Here is a 12,721-nt window from a genome sequence, read left to right as displayed (position 1 = left end):
CTTACACCGGCCAGCAACGCTCGGCATCAGACACAACAGAATGCTATAATCAGCTATGCAGAATCAATTCTGCATCAGAACCAGATTATGATCCGCCTAAAGCAAGAGCGTCCTGTGAGCCATACCGCACCATCTCCCCAGCCTCGTCCTATCTCTGTGGGACTGAATGCCGCTATCATCGGCATCCGCGCTTTGACGCCTGTAACGCTGGAAGTGGACCTGTCTGGCTCTCGCCTTGCTTCCCCCCATTCCGAACAGCCTGACTTTACAACGGACACACAACCAAGCCTTGGCGGTCTGCCTTTTGGGCCCTTTGATCCGGCACGGCACCGCACGCTAGAGGCCGGTCTTCGTGGTTGGGTGGAGCAACAGACCGGATTGAGATTGGGATATGTTGAACAGCTCTACACCTTTGGCGACAGAGGACGCCGAATGGAAGCCGGCGCATCAAACAGCCATGAAGTCTCTATCGGGTATCTGGCCTTGACACATCTGCGACAGGGAACAAAAGGGGGATCTGCACAGCAGGATGGTACCTTTGCGGGACGCTGGTGCAGCTGGTATCGATATTTCCCGTGGGAAGACTGGCGAGAAGACCGCCCCTCCATGCTCGATGCACAGATGTTGCCCGCCCTTAGATATTGGGCGGAGCGAGAAGCTGACGACGGGCAACGCGCCATGAGTGCCATGCAGCGCCTGCGCCTTTCATTCGGCCTTGATGGCGCGGTGTGGGATGAAGAGAGAGTATTGGAGCGGTATGAGCTACTGTATGAAGCAGGATTGGTGATGGAACATTTCCGTGATAGGGGGCTCCTGCCCGCCCCTCAAAGCGCTCCATTGTTTGGCCAGCCCATGCATATGGATCATCGCCGTATTTTGGCGACCGCCATTTCGCGCCTGCGCAGTAAATTAAAATATCGCCCAGTGGTGTTCGAATTGATGCCCGATCATTTTACCTTGACTGAATTGCAATCAACTGTCGAAGCCATATCCGGAAGGCATTTGCATAAACAGAATTTTCGGCGTTTGGTGGAACAGGGGCAATTGGTCGAACCGACTGGCGCCGCCTCAACGACAACGGGTGGACGCCCAGCCAAATTGTTCCGCTTCCGGCGTTCAGTGTTGGCCGAGCGGCCTGCACCGGGTTTGCGTCTAGGCAGCACGAATTAAACCTAGGATGAGGCTGCGATAATGAAACGCCAAAAATTCAGTCAACAAAGCAGCCTTTTAGCCTGCTTGCCGCAAGGTCCGGATTTTACGTTGGAGACAGAAGCCACCAAACGATTTGGCGGACCGGTTGCCGGGGTTGATGAAGTGGGTCGAGGACCATTGGCCGGGCCGGTTGTCACCGCAGCTGTGATACTTGACGCAAAGGCCATTCCGGAAGGATTGAACGATTCAAAAAAGCTGAGCAGAGCCCGCCGAGAAGCCCTGTTCGATGCAATTTGCGAAACCTCTCATGTTTCGGTCACCTCAGCTTCACCGGAACAAATCAATCGTCTCAATATTCGCGGTGCGACGCTTTGGGCTATGGCAAGAGCGCTCAGCGGCCTCTCTCTTCAACCCGCCTATGCTTTGTTTGACGGGCGGGATGTCGCGCCATTGTCACCTTGCGATGGGCAGCATGTGATCAAGGGCGATGGACGGTCCTTGTCCATTGCTGCTGCGTCCATTGTTGCTAAGGTCACCCGAGACCGGCTAATGGTGCGCATTGGACGCGCCTTTCCTGGCTATGGCTTTGAACAGCATATGGGCTATGGCACCAAGGCCCACATGGAGGCCTTGGACCGTTTGGGTGTTTGCATCCATCATCGCCGCAGTTTCAGACCCATTTACGAGCGGATGACTGTTGATGATTGACAGCTGAAGGGGGAGCGCAGACTCTTACCAGCCACCACCGCCACCACCGCCGCCACCGCCGCCTGAAGATCCTCCCCCCGATGAACCAGAGGAAGACGAAGCAGGAGGCGTCATGGCACTCGAGAGATCAGTTCCCATCGATTGCGTTAGCCCAGCCAGCGACTGTACTGGGCTCATTGAATTGCGATCACCCCGATACCAAGAGGGATGATAGCTCTGATCTGCCGGCAATTGAGAGAAGACTTTGTCTTCAAAAGTCGCTGACCAAGCTTCTTCAATTCCCAAGGCTATCGCATAAGGAAGCAGGTCTTCATATAGCTTGGGTGTTAATTCCGGCATACCGGAAGCTTCCGCCTCATAGGCTCGTTTTGCCACAGTAACCGTCATAAACAGCTTGAGCCCCTCAATTTCGTCGAGCACCTCACGCCCCAATTTTGTGGGTGCTTTCATCCAGCCAGAAAAGAACCACAGACCGAGTAGCATAAGGACAATAAGGCCAATAGCAGGTAAATTGATGGTGTCTCCTAGTCCTATAAGATCGCCATCGAACTCACCGAAAAAAACCGGCAAAACGAACATGATGACAAAAAACGGCACAATCGTTACTTTACCAAAACCGATTTTTCCCTTGCCTAAGACTGCGCGCCAAATCATACGAAACACAACAAACAATGCGATTAACCCAGCTGCGCAAATCAATTCCAAGACAGGAGGAAAATAGGGCGGGCTGAACATCACGGATGCAACAATGAAACCGATAATCCCAACAATTGCCAACAAAAATCCGGGTACCATATAGCCATTGTTTCGATGGAAATAAACCTGATTGGTCTCATCATCGAGTGCACTGGAAAAAGCAGACATAATACGAGACATGACGGCGTAGGTCATATCCGCAAATCGTGCCGTTTCGCGGCTCCCCATTAAGCTGTTGAACAGGGCTTTTTCGCCAGCAGGCAAATCGTTGATTTTTGCATCAGCAGGGTCTGTCAGGCGTTGTATGAGAACTTTTTTGGCTGAATTGTCGATCGTCACAAATTTTTTGATGGCAAGATTGATCAAAGCCGCCATGAAACTTGCATTCTGGCTTTTCTGAAAACTGCCTAGACCGGATACGTAACTAGACACAGCCGGCGACAGATCTTTCGGGGCACGGTAGCGGGGGATTATCGCGCCTCCAACGGGGTCTTTACCAACCCGAAGCCAAGCCCAATAAAGCCACCCCATTTGTAAGAACGCCCCGAGGCCAAGAAGAATCATGGGGCTGTTTTTGAGCATTTCGGCCTGTTGCAGCTCTGCCTCGGATGGCGCTGATACGATTCCCTTTTGCCACCCGACAGAAACAGTCATGCCCTCGCTTGGGGCAAAGCTTCTTGTGGAACGAAATGAAATTCTGTCGGACACATTTTCGCTGATCTCATAGCTATCTCCACGCGCGCCTTCATTGCCGGTATAGACCGAATATTGCTGAATATCGGCCCCTTGCGGTAACTGCACAGTCACTTGCGCATTGTCGATCCAGAAAGGCCATTCCGTGCCAATGGCATTCCAGTAAATTTCGTCGACCTGTTCAAAGAAACCGATTGAATCTTGAACCGTGTAACTGATTTCGTAGGTGTGCTGACCAGACGGTAAAAACACCTCTGCACTTCCAATGCGCAACCGCACATAACGGCCCTCATAGCTCACGTCATAAGGCTCGGATTGTCCATCACGACGGACAGATGTCACAGTGAGGTCGATATTAAGCGAAGACCCATCATCATCTCGATATAGCACCGGAATGTCGCGCAAAATTCCGCGTTTAATGGCTTGCCCCAAAGCCGTAACTTCAATGGTCTCTGTAATGCTTACAGACCGGTCTTTGTTGACCGAAATATCGACATTGTAATTTGTAATACGTTCGCCAGACTGGGCATCTGCCCTATCAGGCACACACACCATTGCCAGACAAACAAAGAGGAGCGCTCGCAACGCGCCCGGTAGATTACCGCACAATTTTGTACGAATATGCCAAAGCGTCATAACCGCTCCTCCAATTTAGTCATACATCCCTTGTATCGACGGACACCTGTCAGCCGATCCATAACAAGCACAGCGCATTCAAAATGACCGGATGTGCGCCCAATGCCCTCAACTCCCACGGGTATCCTGCAAAGAAAGTTTGAAACACGTTTCAAGGATACCCAATGGATCAGAATGAGACCTTTGGTGTCGCACGATCGTCTTCATTTTCCAGCTCGAAATAGTCTTTTTTGTCATACTGAAAGAAACCGGCAACCAGATTGGATGGAAAAGACTCAATCAAGATATTCAGGTTACGCGCGGTGCCGTTGTAATACCGACGTGACAACTGGATTTCGTCTTCGACGCTGGCCAGTTCTTTCTGTAGATTTTGAAAGCCATCATTGGCTTTGAGGTCCGGATAATTTTCAGCCACGGCCATAAGATTAACCAGTGCTTTGGAAAGATTGCCTTCTGCCTGAGCACGTTCTGCGGCCCCACCCGATGTAGCACCGGCAGCGCGGGCCCGCATTTCGGTCACTTTTTCCAGCGTTTCGCGCTCGTGGCCCATATATCCCTTTACCGTTTCAACGAGGTTGGGGATGAGGTTTGCGCGTCGCTTTAGCTGTACATCAATGCCAGACCAGCCTTCTTCGACCATTTGCCGGGTTTTGACCAGCTTGTTGTAGATGGAAATCCCATAGAGCCCCACCAAGATGATGAGGCCGAGCACGACCCAACTAATTCCCATAATGTTTTCTCCCCATAGAAGCGCTATATTTTTTGCTGAAATGTCAATCGAGATTACCGAACGAGAAGCAAAGTGCAAGTGCGAGTTCGACGTCAAACAGAAAAGATTTATTCGCGTCTTTCAAATTGATTGCCTTGAACCAACAAGGGGATACAGATTTTGGCTCTTTTTCATGCTCAATAGCAGTTTGCTGCGGAGCAAGACTTGGTAAACTATCATTGAGACAAACCTTCACAGCTGCCTTTCAGGACCCCGTTAGATGCGCAAAAACCGCCCCCTCACCGCCCAATCAACGCCAATTCGACAGGCCACACCCCCAATTTGCACATGCCTCATCATCATGATGGCCTTTGTCGCGCTGACGCGCCCAACTTTGGCACAGGATAAAAGTATGATGCTGGCAGATCATCCTCTTGTAGACACTTTATGGCACCTGCCCTCAGGCAAACAGATCGAGGACAAGCACATATTGGCTGATGCCGTATCAGAAGCCGATTATCTGCTCTTGGGTGAGAAACATGACAATCCCCGTCATCATCGTTTGCAAGAAACGGTGCTGGCCATGGTGGGGCATGCTGGCAAACAGGCACATGTGGTTTTTGAAATGCTGGAACCACGCCATCAAGACATACTGGATGAAACCTATCGCACATTTGAAATGAAACCGAGTGAATGTGTCAGTCCTGCTCAAATTGAAAAGGTCAAACGCGAGAGTTTGGACGCTCTCGCTACAAAACTTGCATGGGAACAGCGAGGCTGGCCGGAATGGAGCATTTACAAGGGCGTTTTCAAAGAGGCCCTCGACAATGGCATGAGCCTGCATGGTGGCAATCCGGATCGAGAGGTTCTGATGTCAGTTGGGCGAGGTGGCGCGCTGAGTGATGAGCAGCTCAAAGACCTAAAATGGGATCAGGACTATAGCAACACAAACCGAGAAAGCCTACTGGATGAATTGGTTGCAGCACATTGCGGCATGATGGGAAGAGAGGCGATGACGCCTCTGATGACTTTGCAAAGACTGAAAGATGCCCATATGGCGCGCGCGATGCGGCAAGCAAAGACGAAGGGAGAGATCGCAATATTGATCGCAGGAAATGGCCACACCCGCAAGGATCGCGGTGTACCCCTGTTCATAGACCAAGAAGACAAGGTGGTTTCTATAGCATTTGTTGAAGTGGTTCGAGACGAGACAAATATGGATGCCTATCCATCCTTCGACGCCGCCTTATATGACTATGTCTGGTTCACTCCTCGTATTGATGAAATTGACCCGTGCGACCGTTTTCGAGAACAGTTACAACAAATGAAATCTAAAATGGACAAGAATAGAGAATAAAACCAATGCTATATAAGTAATAACACAATAAAATCATCAAACTCCAGAAAATTCAAAATAAAGCAACATAAATATAATCGGTTTATATATTTGTACATTTCTCATTGTTATTTTTACCAAAACGGGTCGAAACAGGTGAGGAAACCGATGTTTTTTCTGCGTATTACAGTATTTGTTGTATTGGCATCCCTTTCGCTTCAGGTCAGGGCTCAAGCCGACCATAGTTGGATTGTTGCGAAACTCCAAGGCACCGCCTTTATTGCGGCAAAAGGGGTAAAAGCAATTAAAGTACGTCGTGGAATGGCCTTACACCCTGGTCAAACACTTTCGACCCGAGCACGGACACGTTTGTTATTGACCCGCGGAAAAGAAAGCATTCAAGTGGGTTCTGGCGCGATTATGGCGCTGCCTCCAGCCAAATATAGTAGACCCGGCAAGACGCTGATCCTGCACCAAAGTGGTCGTTTGGATTTGACCGTCAACAAGCGCGATGTGAAACATTTCAGCGTCAGAACGCCCTATCTGATCGCCGTCGTAAAGGGAACAACCTTCAAAGTTGACGTACACGAGGGCCGCACAGAAGTTTCGGTGAGTTCTGGGACAGTGGAAGTTTCAGACAGTTCAACAGGTGCGACAACCGATATTACACGCGGTCAGTCTGCTTCTGTTGTCAGATCAGCTAGCGGCGCAAGTCAGATGCAGGTGCAAGCACCAGGCAAGAAAGTCAAAGTTAGAAAGATCAAAGGTAAAATAGCCAAACCGAACTTCTACGCCACAGTGAAAGTTAAAGGCAAGATCCTTGCATTGAAACCGGGAACTGGGAAAAAGACAATATCCGTTTCCGAAGCCAAGGCACTGACTATTTCGAAACGGAAGTTGAGCTGGCTTGAGCGGAAAGCTGCCGCTAAGGCCGCTGCGATTGCTGCGGATCCCGATGCAACTGACGCGGAAGTCGAGGCAGCTCAAGCCGAACAAGCGCAGGCGTCAGCCGAGAGTTCAAGCCCCGGTAATAGCGATGGCGCGGGGAATTCCGAGAACAGCAGTGCCAGTAGCAGCGCATCCAGCAACAGCTCGAGTTCCAGTTCCTCCAGCTCTAGTTCCTCCAGCTCATCTAGCTCTAGTCCCGGCAACAGCAATGGGGCCGGGAACTCCGAGAATAGCAACGCAAGCAGCAATGCGACGAAAAACTAAATTCGGGTGGGAACGGAAAGAATAAGTGACGATTGCCCATCCATAAAACAAAAAAACCGGCGTCAGATAAATAATCTGACGCCGGTTTTTTAAATTCCGTTTTGATTACTTGCCGTAGCCAAGACCACCTGCGTTGGTTTGCAAATAAGCTTCTCCGCATGCCTTGGACAATTCACGCACGCGCAAAATATAACTTTGGCGCTCGGTCACCGAGATTACACCGCGCGCGTCCAACAGGTTGAACACGTGGGAGGCCTTGATGCACTGGTCATAGGCGGGCATCACACACAAATGCATTTCGCCGCCTGCCCCTTGAGCCAGCAACGCCTTGCATTCTTCTTCGGCATCCTTGAAATGGCGAAAGAGCATTTCGGTGTTGGCATATTCGAAATTGTGACGGGAGTATTCTTGCTCGGCTTGCAAGAACACGTCACCATAAGAAATTTTCTCGTCGCCATCGCGGCCATTGTAGTTCAGGTCATAGACATTATCGACGCCCTGAACATACATGGCGATGCGTTCCAGACCATATGTCAATTCACCCGCCACGGGCGCACATTCGATGCCACAAACTTGCTGAAAATAAGTGAACTGGGAGACTTCCATACCATCGCACCAGCATTCCCACCCGAGGCCCCAAGCACCAAGAGTCGGACTTTCCCAGTCGTCTTCCACAAAGCGGATATCGTGGATAGAACTGTCAATACCAATCGCCTTGAGGGACCCAAGATACAAATCCTGCAAGTCTTTTGGGCTCGGTTTTAGCAACACTTGAAATTGATAATAATGCTGCAACCGGTTTGGGTTTTCCCCATAACGGCCATCAGTTGGGCGGCGTGACGGCTGCACATAGGCAGCGCGCCAAGGTCTTGGCCCCAATGCACGCAACGTCGTTGCAGGATGGAAGGTACCCGCTCCCACTTCCATGTCATAAGGCTGAAGAACTGCGCAGCCGTAATCGGCCCAATATTGTTGCAACGCCAGAATCATACCCTGAAAAGAGCGGGCGGGCTGCATGTGGGGGGCAAGAATGTCGGTCATCTTCCTGTCTGTCTCGTCTCTCATACTTGGAATGCTTTTACCTAGAATGCTTTGAGCGGACCCTAGTCCAAACCGTGCTATAAGGAAAGCGTGTTTTTCTTGATACATATGCAGGTCCAATGGCGCTGCATATGCGCAATTACGCAGTGCCGAATATTGGTTTACCATTCAGCTAGGTGCCCGTTACGCTTCAAGGCTCTTAAAGTCTGCTCTTTATTAATCGCGTTAACCTCCGATGAACAGCGACATCAGTTAGCGTTCAGGCTGCACAGTGTAGATTAGCCTTACCGTTGGATCAGGAGATGCGGCACAGATGCTGGTCTAACGGAAAAGAAAAAAGTGAAGAACAACTTGTCCGACCTTGTGGTTCCCAAGCCATGAGGCCGGCGATCCGTCTTTGGGCGCACCCAAACTTTGTCATTGGCGTCTGTCCCCACAGGCCTAGTTGATAGGGGTTTGAAGATCGAAAAGATGTCTCCCCAAGGCGTCTTTCCATTCTCAAAGACGGATCTTTTCTTGACCCTCCCTGCCCTAGTAATTCGCATCACGTTGATTTGCCTATAATCTAAGCAAAGTGATAAATTTTGCGCTGGTAAGTCTTGGCTTAGTTGGATACATCGTAATTGTAAGATATTTCGATTATTTTTCCCTCATATCCAACCATTCTGAGATCAAATGTCCATTTCAACCGACACCAAAACAACAATTGAAAAACACAGCCTGTTTGACGACTTACAAGGTTTGGCTTATGGCATTTTTTCTTGTGCGATCGGCCTTGTTTTCCTGACACATCTGGGGTTTCTCACAGGACAAACGGCTGGACTTGCCCTGCTTATTGCCTATACAACGGGGTACAAGTTTGGCGTGGTCTTTTTCCTTGTCAACATACCGTTCTATTGGTTCACCTATAAACGGCTGGGGCTACGGTTTACGGTCAAGTCTGCCATCTGCGTTGCGGCCATGTCGGTTTTGGTGGAGATTATACCCGCGACCATCGTCTTTGAATCCCTTAATCCGTTGGTTGGAACTCTGGCGTTTGGGGCGCTGACCGGCTCTGGCCTTTTGGCCATTATACGACATGAGGGTAGTCTTGGCGGTGCAGGTGCTATGGCACTGACCATACAGGAATCAACCGGATTCCGAGCTGGCTATGTACAACAGATTTTTGATCTGGTGTTGTTCGCGACGGCGCTTTTTTTCTTCCCTCTCGAGGTGGTGACCTGGTCAATATTCGGTTCATTGATCCTGAACGGCATCATTGCCCTCAACCATCGGCGCGATCGCTATATTGCCCGATAGATTTGATTGCTTTTATCATTTGATTGCATCCCTCTCTTGACTTCAAACGCCGCACAAGGCTTTGCTTTACTAGCCAAACGCCACTCAAGTAGATCACAGTCAATCAATTGAAAAGACGGGAACCCAAACATGGCACACGCGATCGGCACACGCGACTTCATTCCCATGAAGATCGCCATATTAACGGTATCCGACACCCGAACGCTTGCCGATGACAAGTCCGGACAGGTGCTGGTGGATCGTTTACAAAAAGCCGGTCATATTCTGGCAGACAGGGCCATTGTCAAAGACGATATCGAAGCCATTCAGACCCAAGTCAAGCAATGGATTGCTGACATATCGGTTGATGTGGTTATCTCCACTGGAGGCACCGGGTTTACGGGCCGCGATGTAACGCCGGAAGCGATGATGCCGTTGTTCGAGAAGCAAATGGATGGCTTCTCTTGGTTGTTTCACAAAATTTCATTTGAAAAAATTGGAACCTCCACCATTCAATCGCGCGCCACAGGTGGTGTGGCTGGCGCGACCTATATTTTCTGTATTCCCGGTTCCAGTGGAGCGTGCAAAGATGCTTGGGACGGGATTTTTGCAAGCCAGTTGGACTATCGGCATATGCCCTGCAATTTTGTTGAAATCATGCCGCGGCTCGACGAACATCTCAAGCGACAGAAGTTGCAAAGATAAAGAATAAACACAAGAGCTTAAGCCACGTGCCGTAACTGGGCTGACATGCGCCGGATTGCATCGAAATCGCCGGGGACATTCTCAATATTGGGGAAACATCCCATCGAAGAGGCGGTCATTGCCACATAGAATGTGTCAATCTCGCTGTTATCGTCAAGGTCTCGCAACAGTTGCAAAGCATCAATGATGTTCTGACAATCGGAATGACACGGATCCCCCGCCTGTCCAAACCAAGCCAGTTTGACATATGCACCAAATCGAGGCCCCGAAAGATTTGCGGTGTCTATTTGCTTCTTGGCAAAAACAGCGATATCAGCCACAAGCGCTTCAAGCGCCAAAAATTCACTAGACATGTTGCGCGTCCCCAAACGTTCCCCAATTGAGCCAGTGTAGGGTGAAGATGCTTAACAAAAACAAAATTTATACGTATTTCAATGAATGGCTAACCATGAAATCGGTGAAATTAAGTATAAATAAACAAATCTGACGCATTTTGACCGGAATTAATACTTGGATATAAACTTATTACATTCTCAGTCGATAGTAAAATTAGCATAATCAGGAACTTCGACTGTTGGTTGAATTTCCTCGACTTGCAAGGGTGTGCCGGCACCGTTGGCTTCTGAAACACGATCAATACGCACCTGTGCCAATGCCTTGTTCCCCGCAACCGTCCCCAATGCGCCGACGACTTTGCCATCCGCTGTAATTGGAGTGCCGGTTGCAGGCAAAGCGTGCTCGCTTGTTATGCGGACCAAGCGGCGTCGTGCGGTGCCACGATGCTGCATGCGAGAAACCACTTCCTGCCCGACATAGCAGCCTTTTTCAAAATCCAGGCCACCCAGGAAATCGAAATTGATATCGTGCGGAAAAACATCTCCGGGTGTAAAATCCACCCCCGATTGCGGCACCACGGCTTCAATATAGCGTTCAAGGTAGTCGTTCTTTAATGCATCACTGGATTGCCAGCCTTTCCTATCTCCATATATGCGCCAACCAAGTTGTGTGGCGCGCGGATCGCGGATGGCTCCCTTAATGGCTTTGAGAGAAACACCGACAGAATCGGGCATCGGCTCGATGGTGACATCAGACCGCATGCGATAGAGGATCATTTTTTTAACAAAGGCCTCAAGCTGATCTTGATCCAGATCGAATAAGAATCCATCCGATTGCCGCGTAACAAGGAAATCCATCAAGATTTTGCCTTGAGGTGTCAGCAATGCCCCATACCCTGCGTCCCCGACAGAAACATCATCCAGGTCAGTGGTTATCAGTCTCTGCAGCAGGCTTTCGGCCTCTGACCCTGACAGCCGAACCAACGCACGATGAGCAAGATGGAGAATAGGCGTAGTAGACATAAAAGGATCTCCTGATCAATGACGAAATGATTTAGGCCAACACACGCAAGTCCGCTTTGGTGTGATCAGGCCAAGCCAATTGACCTGTTCCCTGACACACTCACAAAATAGGCGTTCTGCCCCATCAAACAAGACAAGATTATCATTGAGATCGCACCAATGAGCGATCACCAAGCCAATCGTGTCATAAACCCGATGGAATCGACATCTTCATGTCCGAGCCGGAGGGTGACGCGAGAATCGTCAGGCGTGTCGGCTGGGCCAAAATCTTCGGCATGTATACCGGCGGTTATGAAGAGAGAGTCAATCTTCTGATAGTGACCGCCGCGCATATCTGTAGGTAAAGAGTCTCCGATAATCAAAATGCCTGATTTATCTATCGGATTGCCGTTGGCACGGTTGAGAGCAGCAATGGATGCGTCATAGATAGGAGATTGCGGTTTGCCAACCAAAAATGTTTCACCGCCATAAGCTTCGAACCGATCAGCCAGTGCGCCAGCGCAATAGAGCATTTTTCCGCCCTTATCGACCACTCGATCAGGGTTGGCGCAAATGAAAGGCAATTGACGCTTGGCCAATGATTGCAACATTTCATCATAATCATCAGGGGTCTCAGAATTATCATCGAACAATCCGGTGCAGCAGATGATTTCGGCCTCTTCTTCACCAACCAACGATAGGCCCAACCCCTCATAAAGAGGAAAATCGCGCTCTGGTCCTATATGTAATAATTTTGACTTGCCCGTCGCGGCCAGCGCATCGCGCGTGACATCACCCGAAGTGACGATATCGTCATAACACGCATGCGGCACATTCAACCCGTCCAGTTGTTCACGAATGGGACCTGAAGGACGCGGCGCATTGGTAATAAGCACCACAGGCCCGACTTCCTTGCGAAACTGTGTCAGCGCCTGAACAGCATCTTCGTTATAATGGACGCCATTATGCAAGACACCCCAAATGTCAGACAACACCCCTTTGTAGCGCGGTGCGATGGCAGACAAACCGGGAATTCGGGAAGACATAGCAAGACCCTTTGTTCGGGAAGTAAGTGGATTGAGCCAATTTGGCGCTTTCCGACCAATATCGTTTCTTTTGTCCCCTGTCATAATCATCAGGTCAAGGGGGTGAGCCTTTCAAAGCACAGGCATATTGTCGACCTTCATTGGCCCCACACTCGGTAATCCGCTGCTTAGA

General features: G+C 50.0%; 12 protein-coding genes. 6 read left to right on the top strand and 6 right to left on the bottom strand.

Translation table 11 applies throughout. From position 1 onward, the window contains the following. The first annotated feature begins 87 nt into the window (after positions 1-87). Positions 88-1,170: an NUDIX hydrolase gene (locus C0081_RS22765; protein WP_245418031.1), complete on the top strand. Its 1,083-nt coding sequence runs from the start codon at positions 88-90 to the stop codon at positions 1,168-1,170. Positions 1,171-1,191: 21 nt separating this feature from the next. Continuing rightward, positions 1,192-1,860: a ribonuclease HII gene (locus C0081_RS22760; protein ID WP_101536009.1), complete on the top strand. Its 669-nt coding sequence runs from the start codon at positions 1,192-1,194 to the stop codon at positions 1,858-1,860. Positions 1,861-1,884: 24 nt separating this feature from the next. On the opposite strand, the gene C0081_RS22755 is transcribed toward C0081_RS22760, so the two are convergent. Next, positions 1,885-3,885 (bottom strand): DUF2207 domain-containing protein, encoded by a 2,001-nt coding sequence (locus C0081_RS22755; protein WP_101536008.1) that lies wholly within the window; start codon positions 3,883-3,885, stop codon positions 1,885-1,887. A 169-nt stretch (positions 3,886-4,054) separates the two neighbouring features. Next, entirely contained in the window at positions 4,055-4,615 is a 561-nt protein-coding gene (locus C0081_RS22750; RefSeq protein ID WP_101536007.1) for a LemA family protein, read from the bottom strand. A 259-nt stretch (positions 4,616-4,874) separates the two neighbouring features. Between C0081_RS22750 and C0081_RS22740 the strand changes: the two genes are divergently transcribed. Then, entirely contained in the window at positions 4,875-5,951 is a 1,077-nt protein-coding gene (locus C0081_RS22740) for a ChaN family lipoprotein (protein ID WP_101536005.1), read from the top strand. A gap of 90 nt (positions 5,952-6,041) precedes the next feature. After that, positions 6,042-7,142, top strand: coding sequence for a FecR domain-containing protein (locus tag C0081_RS22735; protein WP_210200597.1), 1,101 nt, complete (start codon positions 6,042-6,044; stop codon positions 7,140-7,142). A gap of 105 nt (positions 7,143-7,247) precedes the next feature. On the opposite strand, the gene C0081_RS22730 is transcribed toward C0081_RS22735, so the two are convergent. Beyond that, complete coding sequence (locus tag C0081_RS22730; RefSeq protein WP_101536076.1) at positions 7,248-8,159, bottom strand: glycine--tRNA ligase subunit alpha; 912 nt, start codon at positions 8,157-8,159, stop codon at positions 7,248-7,250. A gap of 699 nt (positions 8,160-8,858) precedes the next feature. Here C0081_RS22730 and C0081_RS22725 point away from each other — a divergent pair. Next, a complete protein-coding gene (locus C0081_RS22725; protein ID WP_101536003.1) occupies positions 8,859-9,482 on the top strand; it encodes a YitT family protein in 624 nt (207 codons plus the stop codon). 129 nt (positions 9,483-9,611) lie between these two features. Then, positions 9,612-10,166, top strand: coding sequence for a molybdenum cofactor biosynthesis protein B (moaB, locus tag C0081_RS22720; RefSeq protein WP_101536002.1), 555 nt, complete (start codon positions 9,612-9,614; stop codon positions 10,164-10,166). 17 nt (positions 10,167-10,183) lie between these two features. On the opposite strand, the gene C0081_RS22715 is transcribed toward moaB, so the two are convergent. The 3 genes from C0081_RS22715 to C0081_RS22705 form a co-directional block, all read right to left on the bottom strand. Further along, complete coding sequence (locus tag C0081_RS22715; RefSeq protein WP_101536001.1) at positions 10,184-10,519, bottom strand: hypothetical protein; 336 nt, start codon at positions 10,517-10,519, stop codon at positions 10,184-10,186. Between the two features lie 180 nt (positions 10,520-10,699). Further along, a complete protein-coding gene (ygfZ, locus tag C0081_RS22710) occupies positions 10,700-11,524 on the bottom strand; it encodes a CAF17-like 4Fe-4S cluster assembly/insertion protein YgfZ (RefSeq protein WP_101536000.1) in 825 nt (274 codons plus the stop codon). A gap of 167 nt (positions 11,525-11,691) precedes the next feature. After that, positions 11,692-12,549, bottom strand: coding sequence for a TIGR01459 family HAD-type hydrolase (locus C0081_RS22705; protein ID WP_101536075.1), 858 nt, complete (start codon positions 12,547-12,549; stop codon positions 11,692-11,694). Positions 12,550-12,721 lie beyond the last annotated feature (172 nt).

Source organism: Cohaesibacter celericrescens (assembly GCF_002866925.1).
Taxonomy (GTDB): domain Bacteria; phylum Pseudomonadota; class Alphaproteobacteria; order Rhizobiales; family Cohaesibacteraceae; genus Cohaesibacter; species Cohaesibacter celericrescens.
This window is presented reverse-complemented; position numbering and strand designations above follow the sequence as displayed.